Raw genomic sequence first — 21,176 nt, forward strand, 5'->3', positions numbered from 1 at the left:
ATAATATGGTTTAATAGTTAATATTTTATTGATGGTAAATGTTTCAATGAATTGAAGTCAAATTAATCAAGATTATTTAGTAAATACTGGAATACAAACTTTTCTAAATATGATTGTATTGATAAAATGAAAAGATAAAAATAGATCGAGGTATTTGTATGGATAAACAATTTGCATTGCATATCGCTAACCAAATCGATGATTGGATGAAATCAAATCAATCATTATATGAAATCCAAAAAATTGAAACGAATTTGAATACATTAATGAATTTTCAGCAATGGGCTAATGGCAAGCCTGTTATTGCAGCATATCATTTGCAAAAAATTGAGGAAGAAAATTATTATTTATTATTGATTGATTGGCATCGGAATGATCAGTTTTATCTTGTCATTTACGTTGGAAATAAATCAACGACTGCGGCCGAAATTAGAGAGGTAAAAAATATGAATGGGAAAGACCATTTAGTTTGGAAGTATAATCCTCTTAAACGTGATGGTAAAAACGCTGAACGAAAAGCTTATTTCAAACAAGTTTTTGGTTCCCTTTTCGTTGAAATTCCATTACCTGAAACAAAAGAAAATGTTGAGGTTTTCTTTCAACAAATTTATCAATTATGTAGAAATCGACATAAAGCTGATCGCATTACTGATGTTTTTGACTTTAAATAAATAGACTCTGTTAAAAAAGTAAGTTGATTTCCATTCCAGGTACTTCGCTTTCCATGGGGCGAGACCCTGAGCCTCCTCGGCAAGCCTCCGGGGTCTTAAGTTTCCCGCATCTCCCATAGGAGTCTTCGCACCTTCCATTCCAATTACTCTAGAACCGGCTATACTCTTTTCATACACTTATTGTATTTATCAAAAATCAAACATTAATATTAACAGAGCCAATAAAAATAAAAACAAATGAGTTAAATAATTCATTAACCCATTTGTTTTTTTGATTAATATTTAGTCTTTTTTAAGTTTATACATTCAACGAATGCTTAAATGTCGAAGTTTTATTTAATAGAAATGGTGAAATCATAAACCCTATTACCATACCAGCTAAATGTCCTGTTAAGCTAGATGAAGGAATAATAAATGAAGAAATTAAACCGATTGCAATAAATGTTAAGATAAATTTTCGGTCATCAAGTAAGAGCATGTTCTTACGAAATAAAATGATGAAAAGATAAATTCCTAAAAATCCATATCCAACACCTGAGGATCCTGAACTGACAATATTGGATGAATAGACTAAATGAAGAATGATACCTGTTAACAAAGCTGCTACCATATAAAAGAATAAAAATTTAACAGAGCCTAGAGCACTTTCTAATGGCCTTCCAAGAATAATCATGAAGGTCATATTCATAAAAAAATGAGTGTAGTTTCCATGCATAAAGGCATATGTTAATAGTCTCCAAAATTCACCTTGTTGTACTAAATCGTATTGATATCCACCAAATTTCAATATATTTTCCGTAGTATATCCTCCGGCCGCTGTAGTTAGTAATGCTAATATTGAACAGATACTAACCATAATCGTAATGATTGGATATTTTTTTATAAACGTTTTAAAATCTTCTCTCACTAAAAACATTTGAAGTCATCCTTTCAAAGAACAATTCAACATTTGGCTTAATTTTTTTATTTTAGATTTAATTCGACATTTATGATGTAAATTCCTATTTCCAATATCTGCATAAAAAATTAGTTTACTATATCTTCAATTAAAACTAACTTGTCTTTTTCTTATTGCTGAAAATATTTCCGGTATAACTTCAAAGGTATAAATGAGTCAATATACTTTGCGCAACTAAACACAACCACTAATTTTTGCTTGGGTGAAACGATAATATATTGCCCTCCATATCCCATTGCAAAAAAGATTGGAGGATTATTTATTTTTAGTTCATCGTTTAATAAAGCCCACCAATGATATCCATATGAACCAACATGATCATACGTATGATATTTCGCATTAGTTGATTGCTCTACCCATTCACTAGAAACCAATTGTTTGCCTAACCAAACACCTTTTTGTATCATTAAAATCCCAATTTTTAACATATCTTTTGTTGCCAAACTTAATCCAAATCCACCAATATTAATGCCTTTTGAATCTTCATGCCAAAGATATTCATGAATCCCTAAAGGCTTAAATAGCATGTTCTCTGCAAAAACCGATAGTTTACTTTTAGTCGCTTTTTGTAAAATTGCACTTAAAAGTTGAGAGGCCCCTGAATCATAGTTCATTTTTTCGCCGGGTTTAGCAACGATATTTTTCTCTAAAATATAATTAACCCAGTCCGTACTATTGATCATTGGAAATGGTCTTCCATTCCATGCTCCCCATTCGGGCCATTCATAACCAGCAGTCATAGTTAATAAATGTTCAATCGTAATATCCTTTTTAATTTGATCAATCGTAGGGAAATATACGGAAATCGGTGTTTGAACACTCTCAATGATACCTTTATCAATTGCGATCCCAATTAATATTGATAAAATACTTTTTGTAACAGAATTAATTTTAAATAACTTAGACTCACTCTTTATATTTTTATAGTATTGAAATGAAATTTCACTTTCCTTATAAACGATACATGATGAAATTCGTTCTTTTTTAATTTCATTTTCTAATTCTTTAAATATTAACGTATGACTATTCAAATTCTGTCTCCTTTTAATCAAATACGGTTTCTTTATTTGGATCCCTCAAATATTCAAAGAGTAAATGAATTTGAGATTCTGTTACTCTACTTAATGATAGTTTTGGTAATGCATGTTCAGCAAAAAAGTCTATTTCTTGTGTTTCAATCCCTATTTTTGATTCTCCACCTATTATGTCACATTGAATGAATATTTTATAGTAATGATAGGCTTGCGGTGGATGTGGATGTTTATTCATATCAAGTATTGCAAGCAATTTTTTTGCTTTTACTTCATATCCTGATTCTTCTTTTATTTCTTTTACAATGTTTTCAGAAGATGATAAACCAACATCACAAAATCCACCAGGTAAGGACCATTTATTGTCATTTTTTTCTCGAACTAGTAAGATTTGATTGTCTTTAAATACAACACCTCTCACATCTACTTTTGGCGTTTGGTATCCCTTTTCTTGATGAAATAAATTTAATACTGATTCCATTTCCAACTCACTATATTCAGACAAAATTTCAGCACTCAGTTTTTGTAATTGCTCGTATCGCTCAATATCAAATACATCCTTAGAGAAAGCTAATCCATTTTTTGAAATCGATTGAATTTTCATTGCCCATTCTATCCATTTATAACTCATTTTTAGACCACCTTATCGTTAACTTCGATATGTTTGTAGTTTTTCCTTGTTATTTTGCAAGACTTACTATTAATTGGCCCTTATAAAAAGTTTTGTTGAAACCCCACAACTAGATGTTAGCTTTTTAGTGGGGAGTGTAATTTTCTACTTGAGCCATTTTTTAATACAACACTAGAGCCACTAAATAAAAAAAGCTCTATATAAAATATGAGCTTTCCTTTAAATTGTACAGCTTATTTAATTAGTTGATCGTCTAAAGTTAATATAATTGGACAATGATCACTACCCATTATATTTGAATGTATTTCTGAATTAAGTAAATTAGTTTGAAGTCTATTCGAAATGATGAAGTAATCAATTCGCCAACCAATGTTTCTTTCTCTAACCTTATTCATATATGACCACCAAGTAAATGATCCTTCTTTTGTTGGATTTATATATCTGAATGAATCAGTAAAGCCATTTTCTAGTAGTGATGTCATTTTACCGCGTTCTTCTTGTGTGAAACCAGAATTTTTACTATTAGATTTTGGGTTGGCAAGATCAATTTCATGATGTGCAACATTCAGATCACCACATAATATCACAGGTTTATGAGCATCGAGTTTTTTTAAATATCCACTAAACTCATCTTCCCAGTTTAAACGAAAAGGTAGTCGAGCTAAATCTCTTTGAGAATTAGGTGTGTAAACATTTACCATATAAAAAGTATCGAACTCTAACGTTAATACACGTCCTTCAATGTCTTCTTCTTTTCCATTAAAACCATAAGATACATTTACAGGTTTGTGCTTGGAAAAAATTGCAGTTCCAGAATATCCTTTTTTAACTGCGGAATGCCAATATTGATAATACCCTTCAAAATCAAGTGTAATCTGATCTTCTTGGCATTTCGTTTCTTGAATACAAAATATATCAGCATCTTGTTCTTTAAAGTAATCTAGAAATCCTTTTTGTACACAAGCTCTAATTCCATTTACGTTCCAAGATATAAATTTCATACTTTCTTCTCCAATTTGCGTTTCTTCGGTTTCACTAGTGATGATCTATATTCGAATCGGTTAATAAGCCCAAAATATATATTCGTTTTTTCATATAAATCTTCTAAGCTAATTATTTCATTTCTCTTCGTAAGATGTAGGAAAATTCTTGCACAAGCTTCTGCATCGGCTAAAGCATGGTGATGGTTTTCTAACATAATCCCAAATTGATTAGATAATACATCTAATGAATATCGACTTTGTTTCGGTAAAACTTTTTTAGCTAATTGTAGTGAGCATAATAAATTATTTTCAACGGACGGAATACCATATCGAGATAAATTATCCTTTAATGCATATCCATCAAATGGTAAGTTATGGGCTACTAACGTTTTTCCTGACAGTTTATCTTGTATTGAACGATAAAATTCTGGGAAAGTAGGAGCATCTTCTACATCATGTGGACGGATTCCATGAATTGAAATATTCATAGAATAAAATTCTTCTTCAGGATTTATTAAGGAGTAGATTTGATCAACAATTACCCCGTTTTCTACAAATACAAAACCCGCCGCACAAATACTATGACGATTATAATTGGCTGTTTCAAAATCAAAAGCGACAAAAGAATTCATTTTTACAACTTCCCTTATATTTTTTAATAAATCTATTATAAACCGTTTTTAGAAATCATGCATTTTTTGTGAAAACAACTCTAAATTGTTACAATTCCATGTCTTTTAATGTACAATATATAGATTATTATTTTCATAGAACAAATTAGGCAAAAAAGGATGTTGAATATGAAATATGCTTATATAATCGTTCAAATCGCTTTCCTTTACTGTTTAAACTTTATCGGAATCACTATACAAAACAAATTTCATTTAATGATCCCCGGTAGCATAATTGGCATGTTTATTTTATTTTGCTTATTGAATATCCCTATTTTTAAAGATAAATGGGTTCGAGAAGGAAGTAATTTTTTAAATAAGCATTTAACGTTATTTTTCATTCCAGCCACAGTAGGTATCATTCAATATTCTTCTTTATTAAATGGTTCAGGACTCATTTCAATAGTGATTGTCTTAATCAGTACAATTGTAACGATGTTTTTTTCCACTACATTAAGTTTCTTTCTTTCTTCTCGAAAAGAGCAGAATAAGGAACAGCTAGTAAGGAGTGAATTTGATGGCAAATAGTATACTGTTTATCGCGATCACGATCATTTTGTACTTATTAGCAAAAAAACTATATTCACATGTTTCTTTTCCTTTACTTGTCCCTATTACGACATCTACTTTTGTCATTATTCTTATTTTAAGTAGTTTTCACGTTTCATATGAAAGTTATATGAATGGTGGTAAATGGATTAATATAATGCTAGGACCTGCGGTCGTTTCATTTGCGTATCCATTATTCGAGCATAAAGAGCGTTTAAAGACTCATTTTTTATCTATTTTTATCAGTGTACTTTCTGGAACATTTATTGGTTTCATTTCTGGTGTTTGTTTGTCGATCTGGTTAGGGTTAAAGCAAAGTGTCATTTTATCTTTAGCAGCTAAGTCTGTCACGACACCAGTTGCAATGGGCATTACTTCAATTATTGGCGGAATTCCTTCCCTCACTGTTGTGTATGTCATGATTGCAGGAATCTCAGGGGCTATATTTGGACCTTATCTGCTGTCACTTCTTAAAATTGATCACCCAATAGCGATCGGAGTAGGATACGGCCTAGCCTCACACGGGATTGGTACAGCAAAAGCAGCCGAATATGGAGAGGTTGAACAAGCAATCAGTTCAATCACAATGACATTGAGTGCAATTTTTGCTTCATTAATGAGTCCTTTTTTTATCCATATTTTAATAAAATAAAGAAACATAATAAAAAATGCCACAGCAATGTGGCATTTACTTTTTTTTCGTTTACCAAGGTCTTCCCCAATATCCCCATCTAGGTCTTCCCCAGTAACCCCAAGGACGATAATATGGATAGCCCCAAGGCCCCCACCAACCCCATGGTCTAAATGCCCCAAAAGCTGCAGCGCCAAGTAAAAATGGAAAGAAAAAGAATCTTTCATCTTGATGTTGTAGATGTGTTGCTGTTGGACCATATGTTTGTTCAAAATTATATCGATTTTGATACATAATATTTCACCTCCATACTATTTAGTGTACGAAGTGAAGGATTATTATGAGCAAGTTCAACTAACTAGGCAAACATACAATTACGATCACTAGCCTTTTTCTTTCCTATACTAATCTCTTATACATTTCATATTGAGCCAATTTTTCTTTTTGAAAACCTAATGATGTTAAAAAACCTTCTAAATGACTATTGTTTGGAAAACCAGTTGAGAATGCTTTACATTCTAAATGTAAAAATGCTGTTTGTAATAGTTTCGTAGCAATTTTTTGATTTCTATAATTTTGATCTACATATAAGAAACTGATTTTACCACTAGCATGCACAGCTATGGCACCTATAATTTGCTGGTCAATATACGCCTCGAAGTAAGTAACATTAGGTGCTTTTTCTAAATATTCAACATCATTTTGCCAATTAATATGATAGTTCCATTTGTTAACAATTTGAGTAAATGAATTGAATTCAATTTGATGAACTTCACACTCTGAAGTTGGATTTAATTGTTCAAAATCTGATAAATCTTTTTTACTAAAATAAGAAATATCATAGATTTTTTCATAACCTAAATTCTTATAAAATTGTATTGCTCGATCATTCCCTACAATTACTTCAAGGAATAATTGTTTGCATCCATGTTTTTTAGCTTCAGTTTTATGTAAATCAAATAACTTTTGACTTACACCTTTTCCTCGATAATTAGGACTTATAGCAAGTGTACCACATCTCATTGTTTTCATATTTTCATATTCTTTGATACCACCCAAAATGACCCCAACAGCTTCGTTTTCATGAATCGCAACAAAAGAATGTTCTAAATGATTGCCTTCTGGGCCAAAAAAATTGGCAACAAATTGTTCCTTTGTTAATTCGAACTTTACGATATAATCAGAAAATCCGATTGTAAAAGCTTTGTATACAAAATCAATATCTACTTCGGAGCATCTGATGTACTTAATATTTTCTAAATCAGTCTTTGTTAAATCATTCTTAATATTTGTTTCCATTTAAAGAGCACCCCTAATTTCAGATTTTATTTACTAATAACTAGTTCAACCTCTTGTTTTAGTTTAGGATCATGATCAAAGTGAAACATTTTTCTTGAAAATAGAATAATCGAGATAACTAGAATAATCATAATCATACTTCCATGAAATAACCACACAAGATGAGGCATTGTTAAAACTTTTAATAATAGAGAAGATGCCACAAATCCAAGTGTAAATCCTAGTCTATTTAATAGATTCGTTACGCCAAATATTCTTCCTCTTATTTTGTTTTCAGTTTGTTGAATCATTGATGAAAAGTACGTCCCTGCTGCAGCATCAAACAGTCCTGTGAAGAAAGCAAAAAATAAGATAAATGCTAGTAACTTTGTAGATAAAAATAAGATAAATCCTGTAGACATTAAAATCGAAGTACCAAAGTAGATAACTAGAAAGTGTTTTTTTAGCCAAACAAATTTAGGGATTAACCAAGTTGAAATGATCCCACCGATCCCCCAAATGCCCCAAATTAAACCTTGGTATAAAGTAATATGGTCTGCACTTAGCTCTTCAGCCAAGATCGGTACACCAACATTATGAGAGCTAGCTGTAAACGTTTGACATAAGAAAACAATAAAAATTAATAAGAGTAGTGGTCTTAAAAATACATAGTTTTTAACTTCCTTCAAATCGATTATCCATTGCTTCCAATTTGAATTTCCGCTATTTTTTACACTATTTTCCCATTTAAATAAAAATAGAACATATGCTGATAAGAAATAGGAAAAAGCATCAATCCCAATGATAACTCTGTAATCTACAACAGTAGACAATAATGCAGATCCTAAAAATCCAATTACCATACTAATTGCAGCCAATCTAGAAATAAAAGCATTTACTTGTAATATTTTTTCTTCGCCAAATATTTGTGGGATTTCAGCACTGAAACTAACTGTGAAGAAACTTCCCAAAGCTCCTAATGTAAATGCAATCACTGCAAACATGGTAGGTGAAGGAAAAAAGCAAAGAATTAAAATGCATATTCCTCTTGTAATATCACTAAATATCATCAATTTCCGTCTATTATATCGATCAGCTATTACCCCTGAAAATAAGCTTGTGATGATTCCACCACATACTCGAAGTGCTAAGATTGCTGCCAACCATGTAGTACTTTTGGTCATAGAATAAATGACAGCATTCATCACAACTAATTCCATCATATTTCCAATATCTGAAAAGGCCTTCGTGTATAAAAAATATACTTTTTTTCCCATTGTATCTCCTTCACCCTTATCAAATACTTATATAATTAACAATGTAATGCTAAATAAATTAATTTTATTTGAACCGAATTCATATAGATCGCCTCCTTTTAAATAAAACTGACTGTTAAGTTTATTTTATCTAATAAACATTGTATGTCAAATAATAAATTTTAACATACTAAATTTTCAGTTTTCTTTATTTTATTTTTTAGGTAGCAAAGTTAAAACTTCACTACCTAAATATTACTTATTTCGTTAATATATAGTTCATAATCATTTCTTCAGTTTGTTTAAATTGTTGCTTATACAATTCATCTTCTTCAACAACTGAATAATGGAGACAAATTCCATCGATATATGCCCAAAAAATGCTGGAAACAAGTTCAGCTTGGATTTCTTTTTTAAATTCTCCTGATTTCTTACCTTGTTCTATAATTTCATTCATAAATTGTAAATATTGTTTTTTATATCGATCAAGCATAATGTTCTGAAGATTTTCATGCCTTGCAGAATTGATCCAAAACTCCATGTGCACTCGAATTAAATGACGCCATTCTTCAGTCAGAGTTATTTCACGATACATCTTGAAAAGCTCTCTCATTTTTTCAGTTGCCGTTTCACAGTTTTTAAAATGCTCATTAATTCTTTCAAATGTAAGTTTTGTACGTTCTTGCATTAATTCTAAATATAGTTCTTCTTTACTCTTAAAATAGTTATAAATAAGACCTTTACTTGTTTTAGAATATGCAACTATATCATCCATTGTTGTTGAATGGAAGCCTTTCTCTCCAAAGCATTTTAAGGCGCTTTCTAATAAACTTTCTCTTTTGCGTTCTTTGTAATCATCAGAAACCTTAGGCATTAAATCTAGCTCCTTACATTTTTATGAATTAAACTGACTATTTAGTTTAGTTTAACGGTTCATACTTTAATTTTCAATAGGTCAAATTTATTAGAATAATTTAATCTAAAAAAGTGACTTTACAAATTTAGGTTGTAAAGTCACTTTTTTGATTAATTTTGATCAAGTTTAGCTTGTACAGATGCTAACTTACCTTCCATTGTACTCTTTTTGTCTCTTCGATCATCGATTCGGATTGTAGTAGCAACTCGTGAAATACCATTTTCAAAAGGTACTTCATGCATCTCTTGAACAACTTGAAGAAGCAATGGTAAATCTCCTTCAATAATCGTATTCATCGGAGTTAATTGATATTTAACCTCACCATTATACTTTTCTAAAACCTTATGAATATTTGCCACATAAGCACTAACACTTGGCGTTTCTGTGCCAATAGGAACAATCGAAACATCTATAATTGCCATTTTCTTCTATCTCCTTTCAGGGTAAACATCTTGATGCATTCATATATTACCATGATTTGATAAAAATGGAAAAATTAATAACCTTTATCAATGACGACTTTATTTTTTACAGCCTCTCCATTTTCTAGTTTTGATAATGTATCAACAAAACATTTTACACCATCGATTGGGAGTGTTACCGCTGAAATATGTGGCGTAATTGTTACATTCGGCATTTCCCATAATTCTGATGATGTTGGTAATGGTTCAATACTAAAAACATCTAAAATAGCCTTTCTTACATTTCCACTCTGTAAGGCATTCAATAGATCAACATCAGATACTGTAGCTCCTCTTCCAACATTAATGAATCCCACTCCATTTAAATTCATAAAAGTAGATTCATTTATGATACTTTGTGTTTCATTAGTAGATGGAAGAACTCCAATTACCCAATCCGTTTGATCTAAAATCGTATGAGCATTATGTAAAGTCACAACTTTTTCAAAATATGGTTTTTGTTCCCCACTCATCGATACACCATACACTTTCATACCTAAAGAGGATAATGTTTTCCCAATATATCCACCAATTTCACCTGTACCATAAATGACAACTTTTTGTTCTTCTAATGATTTAGGTATATGAAACTCCCATTTACGTTCTCTTTGTAGATTAGAAAACTGTTCATGTAATTGAGCATCTTGTAATATGTAACTTAAACAATACTGACTCATTTTCGGACCAAAAACATCAATCGTTCGAGTAAGTAATAAATCTTTATTCCAGTCTAGTTTCATAAAACTATCAACACCAGCTGCTAAAGAGTGAACCCATTTAATATTTCCAAATTCAAAGTTAGGAGTTGGTCTAAATCCAACAAATGTATCAGCCCATTCATAGTCTTCTTTCGAAACCTGATCTTCAGGTAAAAAACGAAACTCTTTTGGTATATCAAAAGATTCTATTAACGTCTTTAATTTATGATGTAATTTACTCGTTACCAATATTTTTTGTATTTCCATTTCGCCAACTCCTTCTCTCTCTTTTTACTTATTGTTAATTTTAACATAATTTTTTGAAAAGAATAAAAAAAGAACCCTTTTATGGAAAAGAGTTCTTTTACTGGATAAATATACTAATTTGAATATACAAACCCGGTATTTTTTGGAAGTATATTCATTGATATGTATTATTATACTTCTAAATCATTACCTTCTTCTATGATGTGGAATAATAAATGTACTAAATGATGTATAGAATTTGACTCTTCTAGTTCAACTTCTTCTTGATCTTCTGTTTCATCAATGAATTCTAAATCATTTAAATAAAGTGCCATAAATTCATAATAATCCTTCATTGCAAACGAATAACAAGCTACTGGCTCCTCTTCTTCTTCTTCAAACTGAAGAAGTAAGTGTGATACATTGCCATCTTTATCTTCTGCATCAAAAAACACAAAAAAGCCAATATTTGTATCGATTTCAAATAAATGTCTAGTGCCACCTACAGTTGCACTATGGTATTCTTCATCATTCAGTTTTTGGATTTGCATATTGTCTACATTGTCTTCTTTGTGAAAAGTTACATTAAATGATTTCATTTTTTTTATCTCCTTATGTACACAAATTTATATATTTTAAAGCCTTCTATATGTAACATACCCTTTTTACTAGTAATTATTTCCACAAGTTTAAAAATGAATAAAGGGCAAAATATAAAAAAAGGAGTGAACGAATATGAGTAGAAGAAATAAAATTTTAGTGCCAGAATCAAGAAAAGCACTAGATTCACTAAAAGCTAAAGTAATGAATACAACTAGTCCTGAAAATGCTAAATTTGAAGCTGCCAAAGAAGTTGGGGTTCCTTTAGTTAATGGTTATAACGGTAATCTAACTTCCGAACAAAACGGCAAAGTTGGTGGCCGAATTGGTGGAAACATGGTTAAAGAGTTAGTCAGAATGGCTCAAGAAAATTTAAATAAGAAACAATAAGATTGATACTTTCTTAAATCATTAGTCTTCATCTTTAATATCTGGATCTTCAGGTATTGGTTCGTTATAATAATCTGCAATCATTTTTTTCATTTTTTCTACTTGATCTAAATGATTATTAAATTGTTCTTTATAAATTAAAAATTGTTCACCATCATGAACTGCTCTTATTTTCTTGGCTTGAATTAATTGTTTAATATAAGCTACATCAAGAGATAAATATTCTGCAGTTTCTTCAATTGTTAAATACATTGGAATTCTCCTTTTAAAACAGTGTTCACTTTATTTTACCATAAATTGACTTGTTAACATGAATATAACGGTACAAATAACAGAGAAAATCTATCATATGTACTAAAGGAAAAGACATTGAATATAGAAATACCAATGTCTTTTTTACTTGTTTAGCAAGTTATCATTTAGTTTTATTATTAGAGATATTTTTCTAATCGACTATATTAAATGATTCAAGGGATTCTTTTATTCGCCATCCTCTCTTTCTATTTAAATAAAAAGAGACAGATATACCGTCCCTTTTAGCATGATTATACTATTTCTTTCGTCTTAAATGTTTCTTCATATCGCTTTGATAACATGTAATAGTGATAACCTCTTGAATTTGAAATTAAATGAGATAATAATGTTTTCGCTTCTTCAAGTTTGTTTTCCTTCAGTAATAGTTCGAACTCAAGTACATTTTTAAATTTCTGTGATCGCATTGAAGCTTTTGTTACTTTTGCTTTCTCTAATTCATTTTCTTCAATATATAGAAGTGTTTTGTAATATGAATTCCACTCAGGTACTTTAATGAAATCAATTCTTTCCTTAACAAGTTGCATATCTTTTTTTGCAAAGCCGTAAACAACTTGATAAATGGCTTTTTTTGAGGGGTTCATTTGCTTCTTCATTATATAATGATACGACTGTTCGATCTCATCGTGCATATGGTTTGTAACTGAGTAAAGAAAATAAAGGATTGATTTTTTGGATTGTTTGCTTAGATAACGTTCAATACTTGTTAGGTTTTTTGAAAAATAAAACGGATAATATATAGTCCAAAAAAATGAGAGAAAAACTCCAGCATAAAAGATTCCAAATACATAAGATGGTGCATCATATAGACCTAAACAAAAAGCACCGATAAACAGTGAGATAATAAATATAGTTTTTTTCATAAAGCCTCCGTGATTTACTACTAGATGTAACTAAATTATAACATCTGTATTTATTATTAGGTCTTTTATTTAAACTAGACAAAACTATTCAATTTACTTAGAAACAGTAAAAAAAGCTTAGAGTAAATAAATTACTTTGTTGCTAAATCTCATCAGATTAATCCTCAATTTTTGCATTCCTCAAAACAAAAAAAAGCTGCATTTTAGCAGCTCACGATTTTAAATGTTTCATGCGTTATTTGCATAAGAAATTTATATACTCTTTAACCAAATACTGATAAAGGAGCTAATTAATCAATCAGCTCCTAAGCGTGTTGAACTTACTTATTTGCTAGGTTTATAAAAACTCCTAAAATGATCATTTTTTGTATAACAATAAATGAAAAGCCTTACCTATATTAAATAGATAAGACTTTTCTAGAAAGCTTATTAAAATATATCCACGGATTTTAATTAGTTTTATCTTTTAACGGACGATGCCTCGAACACTTAAAAACATTAATAGATTCTTAATGGCTTTTTGAGCAGTAAGTAAGGCCTGATCTGCGTGAGAATGAATAGTTCTAACAAAGGCGATTCTAGAATAGGAGCTTTTCAATTTACTAACATGAATTCCATCTGAAATGAGCTGACTAAATTCAGCAACCCCTTCCATATTTTTAATTTCGTCTTTATTTTGAATCGTTTCAAGGACTCCATCAAAATTAACAAAAGAATACCAAATTGCCGATGTTTTCCTTTCCTCATTCACTGAATCTAAGTGATTCACTAACTTTTCTTTTATTGATATTCCTGCTTCTTGTTCCACTAAATATTGAATGCAATCAATTCCTATAGAATCATAGATTAATTCTGGCAATTTATCACTAGGTGGTCTTAATTGTGTTTCAATGATTTTAGGACCATCAATGGTATAAATGATATCTGTGTGTGTAATACCATATTCAATATTTAATGCATCTAAAAATTTAAATGTATATTCCTTAATTTTATTTTCGATATGAATTGGTAAATCCGCTGGAAAAACATGACCAATCTCAACTTTGCTATCTTGGTCTACATGCTTTTCTACAATACCAATCATAAAATGTTCACCATTTTCCGAAATTACCTCAACGCTAAATTCTTGTCCAACTAAAAGGGGTTCTACCATTAGAGTCGAATAATCAAGACGAGGAGCTGCAGCTGATTCAGAAAACACCATTGCTTCCTCTATGTCGTCTTCCGTATAAATAACGGAAATACCTGTACTTGCTTTCCCTTTTGAAGGCTTTAAGATTAATGGATAACCTACCTTACTAGCAAATGTTTTAATTTCCTCTACAGATTGGATAAGTTCACAAGGGATCTCTTCAAACTGTAAAGCCTCTAATCTTTTTCTCATTTTATATTTATTATTTACCCAATCAATTGTGCTTGGCTGATGAAATTGAATATTAAGTGCTGATGCAATTGCACATGCTTTATCTTGATCTAATTCTTCAAATGAGGAAACATGGTGAATTGGATTTAAACTATGAAGATTCTTTGCATATTCTATCCACATTTCTGGGGTTGAATCATCCTTCATCACAATAATTGACTCATGACAATGTGCTCTATGTAAAAACGGTAACTCAGATGCCCTACAAATTACACTTGTTCGAATAGTAGATTGTATCTCACTTAATTTAGAGGAATAATTAGATGTACCTATTATTAGTATATGTTTTTTTGCTTCGACTAAATTTTCCATTAAAAATCCTCCTTCGTAAAACAAATTAGATACTGAATATTTAATCATATTAATCTATTTATATACGTTTCAACCCAAAATATTATGAATATTGACGAAAAAACGATATTTTTGTAGAAAAATATACAAATAGCTCATGACTTTTATTAATAATTAGACTAAAATAGAATTAAATTTCTGTAAATTGGGGTTTTGGAGTGGAATATATGTTCGATAAAGGATCAATTATTCAATATTTTCGTCAAAAAAAAGGACTCACACAAGAAGAACTTGGTCATGGAATCTGTTCGAAGACTCATTTAAGTAAAATTGAAAGAGGTCTTACTGAAGTTTCTGATGAAACTATTTCCCTACTTTGCGCTCGAATGGGATTTGATATTGATGAAGAAGTTAAGAAGCTAAATAATGTCCAAAAATTGATAGAATCCTTGCAAAAACAGCTTATTTTTCAAGATTTAGAAAAAATTGAGGAGCTAATATTTGAAATAGAAATAGTAGATTTTGATTTTATTATCCCATTGTTTATCAGATATAATTTATTAAAAGCCAGGTATTTGTTATTAATAAATAAAATTGAAGATAGTAAAAAAATACTATTTTCTAAATTAAAAAAAATTGAAAAAATACCCCAACCTGAAGAAGATTTACTTAATCACGTACTTGGTATATATTATATTCAGACTAACGAACTACATAAATCAATAAAATTCTTAAAGAATGTGTCTTTGGAATCTTATTACAATCAAGAAATCCACTATCATCTTGCAATGGCGTATTACTATTCTGAAGCATACATTTCAGCTTACTATCATTGTCATAAAGCTAAAGAGTTTTTTGTTAAAACAAACAACTACGAAAGAGTACTCGATACTGAATCGATTATTTTAATGTTATTAGAGGAAGAAAATCAGTTAGATTTTTCAGAAATAAATGACAGATATGAAAATTTAATCGATATAGCTGACAAGTTGAAGGATAATAATCGTAAACACTTATTAGTTCACAACTTTGCATACCAATTATATTTTAGAGGATTTTTTGAGAGATCTAGTCAAATGTATTTACTTGCAATGGAACTTAAGCCTGGTTCTTATTATAATTTAATAACCTCAAAATTCGGTTATATGAGATGCTTATTCGATGGAAGTTTAATTGAAAGAACTTCTCTTTTAGAACTAATTATTGAAGGAAAAAACGAGGCTAAAAAAGCAAATTTATATCAATATGAGTATTTATTTGAGTTATATGAATTAAAGCTTGCGGGGAATGAGGAACAATATTTTAGTTTCTTAGAAAATACCTTACTACCTTATTTAAATGAGATTTCTCATACGAATTACTTTAATCATTATTTAAAAGACCTCAAAGATTTTTATGTATCACAAAAAGATGGGGATAAAATTCTTAACTTTATTAAGAGTTATTCTATAAATTTAGTATTGGGAGATGAAAAAAAATGAAAAAACTATTAGTAGTATTTGGCTTAATTCTTATCGTAACTCTAAACTTTACATCTCAAGAAACTACTTCCAATGATGTTTCTCTAAGTGAAACTTCTGGCGAATTTCAAATGATTCAATTAAGTAATAAAGTTTTACCAGGAATATAAAAAAAAACACGAATCAATCGATTCGTGTTTTTTCTTTTTAATATGCCTTACCCCAATAAACCATTGTTTCTGCTTTCTTACCGCAGCATACACACTCTTCAGCGATTTGCTCTTGTTCAAATGGCATACATCTTGAAGTTAAGCCAGCCTCTTCTTTAATTTTTTCTTCACATGCTAAATCTTTACACCACATTGCTTTAATGAAGCCTTGTTTGTCATCGCTTAATTGTTTTAGTTCGTTAAATGTTGATGCTTTGTATGTTTTTTCAGTTCGATTTTTTAGTGCTTTTTCATATAAAGATTGTTGGATTTCTTCTAATATTGTTGTGATTGTTTCTTCTAAAGAATCTAATGATACGAATATTTTTTCACGTGTATCTCTTCTTACTATTACCGCTTGGTTTTTTTCGATATCTTTTGGTCCAATTTCAACGCGAACTGGGATCCCTTTCATTTCATATTCATTAAATTTCCAACCTGGCATTTTATCAGAAATATCGATTTTCACGCGTGCAACTTTGGAAATTCGTTTTTGTAGCTCTTTCGCTTTTTCTATTACGCCATCTTTATGTTGTGCGATTGGAATAACCATTACTTGTGTTGGTGCTACTTTTGGTGGTAAAACTAATCCACTGTTATCACCATGTACCATGATCAGTGCACCGATTACCCTAGTAGTCATCCCCCATGAAGTTTGGTGAACATATTGTCTTTTAGAATTTTTATCTGTGTATTGGATGTTAAATGCTTTTGCAAATCCATCTCCAAAGTTATGTGATGTACCACTTTGAAGTGCTTTTCCGTCATGCATTAAACTCTCAATTGTATATGTTGCCTTTGCTCCTGCAAATTTTTCTTTTTCTGTTTTTTGGCCTTTTATAACTGGAATAGCTAAAAAGTTTTCTAAGAAATCTGCATAAACGTTTAGCATTTGAATTGTTTCTTCTTGTGCTTCCTCAGCAGTTGCATGAGCTGTATGGCCTTCTTGCCATAAAAACTCAGTTGTTCTTAAGAATGGTCTTGTTGTCTTTTCCCAACGTACCACAGAACACCATTGGTTATATAGTTTTGGAAGATCATTATAGCTCTCAATGACCTTCGAATAATGTTCACAAAATAATGTTTCTGAGGTTGGACGAACCGCAAGTGGCTCTGCTAATTCATCATGTCCACCATGTGTAACCCAAGCTAATTCTGGTGCAAAACCTTCGACATGATCAGCCTCTTTTTGTAATAATGACTTTGGTATAAACATTGGCATATATACATTTTCGTGATCAGTTTGTTTAAATTGTGTATCTAATTCTTTTTGGATGTTCTCCCATATCGCATAACCGTATGGTCTTAAAATCATACACCCTTTTACGCTTGAATAGTCTACTAATTCGGCTTTTTTTACGATGTCTGTATACCATTGTGAAAAATCAACATCCATATCTGTAATCGCTTCTACAAATTTTTTTGTACTCATGTTTTCTACCCCTTATCAAATTTTTTATACAAAAAAACACCGAGAATAATCGAAAGGGACCATTCTCGGCGTTACCACCCTAATTATTATGTAGAAATGTAAATGATAAGTAAGATAAATAAAAAACGCCATGAATGACCTAAAGGGACCATCCATGGCGTTACCACCCTACTTATTATGTAAATTGCTACATAATCTCTTAACATCTTTAACGGGAAAACCGCTGTAGCCTACTCTAGTTCGGTACAGAGACTCCAAGGCTGGTTCAGTTTACATACTTTAGGAATTTTCACCACCCATTCCCTCTCTAAAAAAGCTGTTAAACTTACTATTCCTTTTCTAAGTCGTTTATTAATTTAAAAATATAATACGTTAAGTTAAAACATCTGTCAATGAGGTCAATACCCATTTTTACATTTTTTTCTACATTTCTTTATAAATTGCTTCTTCTTTTACATTTTTCGCTCGTTTTGGCATCGGAATTTCAGATAATAACATACCACCAACAATAAATGTTCCACCAATTAGTGTATGAGAAGTTAAAGTTTCTCCTCCAAATACTACTGCAGTAATAGCAGCAAAAACAGGTTCTAATATGAAAATAAGTGCTGCTTTTGTAGATGAGATATGTTTTTGTGCAAACATTTGAACCCAAAACGCGATACTTGTACAGAAAATAGCAGTTACGATTACCGCGAATATAAATGTTGAGTTTGTAAATAGATCCTTTGATAATGGTGCTTTAGGAAGTTCAAAGATAAATGCTGAGATTGTACTAAAAATACCAACTGTTGCTAGTTGAATCGTTGTAAATGTTAGTGCATCCATTTGTTTTGTAAATTTACCAGTTAGAATGATATGAATGGCAAATGCAATTGCACCAAAAAGTGTTAAAACATCACCGATATTAACTGACAAACGATTACCTAATGTTAAAAAGCTTAATCCAAAAAGAGCAATGAAACATGCGAGAACCGTCGCCCAATTCGAACGTTCGCGATAAAATACATATAAAAATACTGGAACTAATACAACACATAAGCCTGTAATAAACCCTGATTTAGAAGATGTTGTATAAATAAGTCCAAAAGTTTGTAGTAAATAACCAGAAAACAACATAAATCCTATTCCACTAGTGATAAGAACCTGTTTTAATGTGATACCATTCTTTTGTTTTCTTCTTAATAGAAAAGGTAATAGGATTAAAGTTGCTAAGATGAAACGAAATGCATTAAATGTGAACGGTTCTACAAACTCAATTGCATTTTGTACGACAACAAATGTTGTCCCCCAGAGTAGTGTTACTATGATTAGTGAAATGGTAGCAATTCTTTCAATTTTCAATCTCTCATACCCCTTTTCTTTGACTTACTTCCCCCAATTACAGAAAAAAGAGATGTGACATAACACATCTCAGTAATTATGATTGCAAATAGACGTCTCAATTAATTATATACTCTATTTTACCATAATGTGAGGGCTTTTTGTCTTAATGAATTAAATTTCGTTTGTTTTACAAATAGGTTAATTCACTTATGTAAATTCGCACTATCTTCACATTGACTGAAGTGAGTCACCTATCTATACTTAAATACAGAATAAAGAAAAAGGTGATCTTATTGGATTTTGAAATAACATTTCTATCATTTTATGTAGTAACAGTTGAAGGTAAAGGAGATCAATCTGATAAACGCTATAAACATTTTCAAACAATAGATGAGAATATGTATGAAGAAAGTGCCTTAAAAGGCTTTTTAGACGGGGAGCTTGCTCGAATCGTTAATCGAAAAGTTGAAAGACACGCTAAAAATGATACAGTACCGACTAAATTAGGACATTTTATCGTAGAAGAAAATCATTCGCTAGATTCGAATCCGAATTATAATTTATTTCAAAGAATACGTCATGCAAAAACTACTGAAGAATTTAAGGCTGCCAATGAGACATTAGTTATTAATTATGTAGATACGAGTGCAGTTCGTGGTGGAGCGTTCTTAGTGATACAAGCAAAATTAAGAAAGTATTACGATGATCCGATTGTTTTTGTATTAAAATGCGATTTTGAACCAAAAGTTGCTTCTATTTCAGATGAATCTACTTTAATCAAAACGGTAGAAATGGCGATTACAACGAAAAATATGAAATCGATTCAATATCCATACATGGAAGAATTAGGTTTATTATCTGAAAGTGAATTAAAAATTCATCAAGCATCACACGCTCGTTATTTTGAGGACTTCTTAAAATTTGTTTCATACGCTGAATCTATGCCAGAAATCGTAAAATCACAAGTTATGACGATGGTTTATGACCGAATCGACGAGGTATTTGAAGAAGAAAGCGAAGAAAGACAACAATTTGAAGCTGCAATGGAGGTTTGGGCAGCAAGCCCTAAGCGAGAAATTCAGGAGCATTTCTCTTCCGAAGAAGTTATAGAAGCGGCAGCACAAATCGTAGAACATACACCTGAAATTGAATTAGCATTTAAGGCTGATCATTTTTCAATAAAAGGAATGCTAGCAGACTTTGGAGAAAATTTACACATCGCAAAAGTAAATGGTCGCTATGTTGTTATGTTAGAAGCCGATACTCTACAATTTGAAAAGGGCTTCTCCCCTATTGAATTTTTAAAACCCGATGAAATTCATCATGTGATCGAGAAAATTAAACAAAAGTAATAATAGGAAAAGAGCCTAATCGGCTCTTTTTTAAATTTATTTAATAAATGTATCAATGAAAGATGAAACAAAAATAACTAATATAAAATATCTAAATCTCACAGGTTTATTTAATTTACCTAATAACTTTACTAGATAACCATGACTTATTCTTAATATTGTAATGCCAACTAGTACTTTTATAATTATAAAAATAATATCAATATACCAAATCGGAGATATCCTCTCACTAAATACTTGAAGAAGTGAGTAAAATATACTAAATAATATTAAATAACTTACATCCATTTCTTTTTGACTCTGAAATAACCAGCTAAAATAACGTTTTATATAAAATATAATTTCCACCACCAAATCTAAATGAATTATTGTAATTCCTTAAATATAACTTCCTTTAAAAATACTTTATTAAACATCTGCATATTTAAAAAATTCTTTAATATAAAATAGGAAAAGTTCGCTTAGGCATTAGCCGTTTCCTTCCGCATTTTGCCTACATATTGTATTTTGTATTACCGAAAAAGGAAGGAGCGACTTT

24 protein-coding genes and 1 other annotated feature are annotated in these 21,176 nt (G+C 30.6%); of the genes, 7 read left to right on the top strand and 17 right to left on the bottom strand.

The window, feature by feature from the left end:
* The first annotated feature begins 158 nt into the window (after positions 1–158).
* Positions 159–671, top strand: a complete 513-nt coding sequence (locus tag CAB05_RS01520; protein WP_087998047.1) for a hypothetical protein — start codon at positions 159–161, stop codon at positions 669–671.
* Between the two features lie 298 nt (positions 672–969).
* On the opposite strand, the gene CAB05_RS01525 is transcribed toward CAB05_RS01520, so the two are convergent.
* The 5 genes from CAB05_RS01525 to CAB05_RS01545 all read right to left on the bottom strand — a co-directional run bounded on the left by CAB05_RS01525 (position 970) and on the right by CAB05_RS01545 (position 4,906).
* Complete coding sequence (locus CAB05_RS01525) at positions 970–1,587, bottom strand: rhomboid family intramembrane serine protease (RefSeq protein ID WP_087998048.1); 618 nt, start codon at positions 1,585–1,587, stop codon at positions 970–972.
* A 152-nt stretch (positions 1,588–1,739) separates the two neighbouring features.
* Positions 1,740–2,660 (bottom strand): serine hydrolase domain-containing protein, encoded by a 921-nt coding sequence (locus tag CAB05_RS01530; protein WP_087998049.1) that lies wholly within the window; start codon positions 2,658–2,660, stop codon positions 1,740–1,742.
* Between the two features lie 13 nt (positions 2,661–2,673).
* Positions 2,674–3,291, bottom strand: coding sequence for an NUDIX hydrolase (locus CAB05_RS01535; RefSeq protein ID WP_087998050.1), 618 nt, complete (start codon positions 3,289–3,291; stop codon positions 2,674–2,676).
* 233 nt (positions 3,292–3,524) lie between these two features.
* Positions 3,525–4,292: an exodeoxyribonuclease III gene (locus tag CAB05_RS01540; protein WP_087998051.1), complete on the bottom strand. Its 768-nt coding sequence runs from the start codon at positions 4,290–4,292 to the stop codon at positions 3,525–3,527.
* Complete coding sequence (locus CAB05_RS01545) at positions 4,289–4,906, bottom strand: 3'-5' exonuclease (RefSeq protein ID WP_087998052.1); 618 nt, start codon at positions 4,904–4,906, stop codon at positions 4,289–4,291. The genes CAB05_RS01540 and CAB05_RS01545 overlap by 4 nt, the downstream gene beginning before the upstream one ends.
* A 168-nt stretch (positions 4,907–5,074) precedes the next feature.
* Between CAB05_RS01545 and CAB05_RS01550 the strand changes: the two genes are divergently transcribed.
* Together CAB05_RS01550 and CAB05_RS01555 are read left to right on the top strand one after the other, a co-directional pair.
* On the top strand, positions 5,075–5,473 hold the full coding sequence (locus tag CAB05_RS01550; protein ID WP_158093154.1) for a CidA/LrgA family protein: 399 nt from the start codon (positions 5,075–5,077) through the stop codon (positions 5,471–5,473).
* Positions 5,463–6,146: an LrgB family protein gene (locus CAB05_RS01555; RefSeq protein WP_087998054.1), complete on the top strand. Its 684-nt coding sequence runs from the start codon at positions 5,463–5,465 to the stop codon at positions 6,144–6,146. Before CAB05_RS01550 ends, CAB05_RS01555 begins: the two co-directional genes overlap by 11 nt.
* A gap of 51 nt (positions 6,147–6,197) precedes the next feature.
* On the opposite strand, the gene CAB05_RS22320 is transcribed toward CAB05_RS01555, so the two are convergent.
* The 7 genes from CAB05_RS22320 to CAB05_RS01590 form a co-directional block, all read right to left on the bottom strand.
* The gene (locus CAB05_RS22320) at positions 6,198–6,419 is read right to left on the bottom strand and encodes a hypothetical protein (RefSeq protein WP_087998055.1); all 222 of its coding nucleotides are present in this window, start codon (positions 6,417–6,419) and stop codon (positions 6,198–6,200) included.
* A gap of 105 nt (positions 6,420–6,524) precedes the next feature.
* Entirely contained in the window at positions 6,525–7,424 is a 900-nt protein-coding gene (locus tag CAB05_RS01565) for a GNAT family N-acetyltransferase (protein WP_087998056.1), read from the bottom strand.
* A gap of 26 nt (positions 7,425–7,450) precedes the next feature.
* Positions 7,451–8,680: an MFS transporter gene (locus CAB05_RS01570; protein ID WP_087998057.1), complete on the bottom strand. Its 1,230-nt coding sequence runs from the start codon at positions 8,678–8,680 to the stop codon at positions 7,451–7,453.
* A 238-nt stretch (positions 8,681–8,918) separates the two neighbouring features.
* Positions 8,919–9,533, bottom strand: a complete 615-nt coding sequence (locus CAB05_RS01575) for a TetR/AcrR family transcriptional regulator (protein WP_087998058.1) — start codon at positions 9,531–9,533, stop codon at positions 8,919–8,921.
* A 152-nt stretch (positions 9,534–9,685) separates the two neighbouring features.
* Positions 9,686–9,997: an MTH1187 family thiamine-binding protein gene (locus CAB05_RS01580; RefSeq protein ID WP_087998059.1), complete on the bottom strand. Its 312-nt coding sequence runs from the start codon at positions 9,995–9,997 to the stop codon at positions 9,686–9,688.
* A 74-nt stretch (positions 9,998–10,071) separates the two neighbouring features.
* Positions 10,072–11,001 carry a D-2-hydroxyacid dehydrogenase gene (locus CAB05_RS01585; RefSeq protein WP_087998060.1) on the bottom strand — a complete coding sequence of 310 codons (930 nt, stop codon included), beginning with the start codon at positions 10,999–11,001 and terminating at the stop codon, positions 10,072–10,074.
* A 170-nt stretch (positions 11,002–11,171) separates the two neighbouring features.
* Positions 11,172–11,579: a cytosolic protein gene (locus CAB05_RS01590; RefSeq protein ID WP_087998061.1), complete on the bottom strand. Its 408-nt coding sequence runs from the start codon at positions 11,577–11,579 to the stop codon at positions 11,172–11,174.
* A gap of 136 nt (positions 11,580–11,715) precedes the next feature.
* Here CAB05_RS01590 and CAB05_RS01595 point away from each other — a divergent pair, with 136 nt between their 5' ends.
* On the top strand, positions 11,716–11,970 hold the full coding sequence (locus tag CAB05_RS01595) for an alpha/beta-type small acid-soluble spore protein (RefSeq protein ID WP_087998062.1): 255 nt from the start codon (positions 11,716–11,718) through the stop codon (positions 11,968–11,970).
* Positions 11,971–11,991: 21 nt separating this feature from the next.
* On the opposite strand, the gene CAB05_RS01600 is transcribed toward CAB05_RS01595, so the two are convergent.
* From CAB05_RS01600 to CAB05_RS01610, 3 genes are all read right to left on the bottom strand, one after another.
* Positions 11,992–12,222: an excisionase family DNA-binding protein gene (locus tag CAB05_RS01600; RefSeq protein WP_087998063.1), complete on the bottom strand. Its 231-nt coding sequence runs from the start codon at positions 12,220–12,222 to the stop codon at positions 11,992–11,994.
* Between the two features lie 293 nt (positions 12,223–12,515).
* Positions 12,516–13,145, bottom strand: coding sequence for a hypothetical protein (locus CAB05_RS01605; RefSeq protein ID WP_087998064.1), 630 nt, complete (start codon positions 13,143–13,145; stop codon positions 12,516–12,518).
* Positions 13,146–13,611: 466 nt separating this feature from the next.
* The gene (locus CAB05_RS01610) at positions 13,612–14,880 is read right to left on the bottom strand and encodes an ATP-grasp domain-containing protein (protein ID WP_158093155.1); all 1,269 of its coding nucleotides are present in this window, start codon (positions 14,878–14,880) and stop codon (positions 13,612–13,614) included.
* Positions 14,881–15,086: 206 nt separating this feature from the next.
* Here CAB05_RS01610 and CAB05_RS01615 point away from each other — a divergent pair, with 206 nt between their 5' ends.
* Both CAB05_RS01615 and CAB05_RS21995 read left to right on the top strand, forming a co-directional pair.
* Positions 15,087–16,340, top strand: a complete 1,254-nt coding sequence (locus CAB05_RS01615; protein WP_087998066.1) for a helix-turn-helix domain-containing protein — start codon at positions 15,087–15,089, stop codon at positions 16,338–16,340.
* Positions 16,337–16,489, top strand: coding sequence for a hypothetical protein (locus tag CAB05_RS21995; protein ID WP_158093156.1), 153 nt, complete (start codon positions 16,337–16,339; stop codon positions 16,487–16,489). The genes CAB05_RS01615 and CAB05_RS21995 overlap by 4 nt, the downstream gene beginning before the upstream one ends.
* 37 nt (positions 16,490–16,526) lie before the next feature.
* Here CAB05_RS21995 and proS read toward each other — a convergent pair whose 3' ends face one another.
* Both proS and CAB05_RS01625 read right to left on the bottom strand, forming a co-directional pair.
* Positions 16,527–17,960, bottom strand: coding sequence for a proline--tRNA ligase (gene proS / locus CAB05_RS01620; RefSeq protein WP_087998067.1), 1,434 nt, complete (start codon positions 17,958–17,960; stop codon positions 16,527–16,529).
* A gap of 140 nt (positions 17,961–18,100) precedes the next feature.
* Positions 18,101–18,311, bottom strand: a binding site (T-box leader).
* Positions 18,312–18,383: 72 nt separating this feature from the next.
* Positions 18,384–19,304 (bottom strand): DMT family transporter, encoded by a 921-nt coding sequence (locus tag CAB05_RS01625; RefSeq protein WP_087998068.1) that lies wholly within the window; start codon positions 19,302–19,304, stop codon positions 18,384–18,386.
* A 275-nt stretch (positions 19,305–19,579) separates the two neighbouring features.
* On the opposite strand from CAB05_RS01625, the gene CAB05_RS01630 reads away from it, so the two are divergent.
* On the top strand, positions 19,580–20,638 hold the full coding sequence (locus CAB05_RS01630) for a DUF3900 domain-containing protein (protein ID WP_087998069.1): 1,059 nt from the start codon (positions 19,580–19,582) through the stop codon (positions 20,636–20,638).
* Positions 20,639–21,176: the final 538 nt, after the last annotated feature.

It is taken from the genome of Gottfriedia solisilvae (genome assembly GCF_002128405.1).
In the GTDB taxonomy this organism is placed as follows: Bacteria; Bacillota; Bacilli; order Bacillales; family Bacillaceae_G; genus Gottfriedia; species Gottfriedia solisilvae.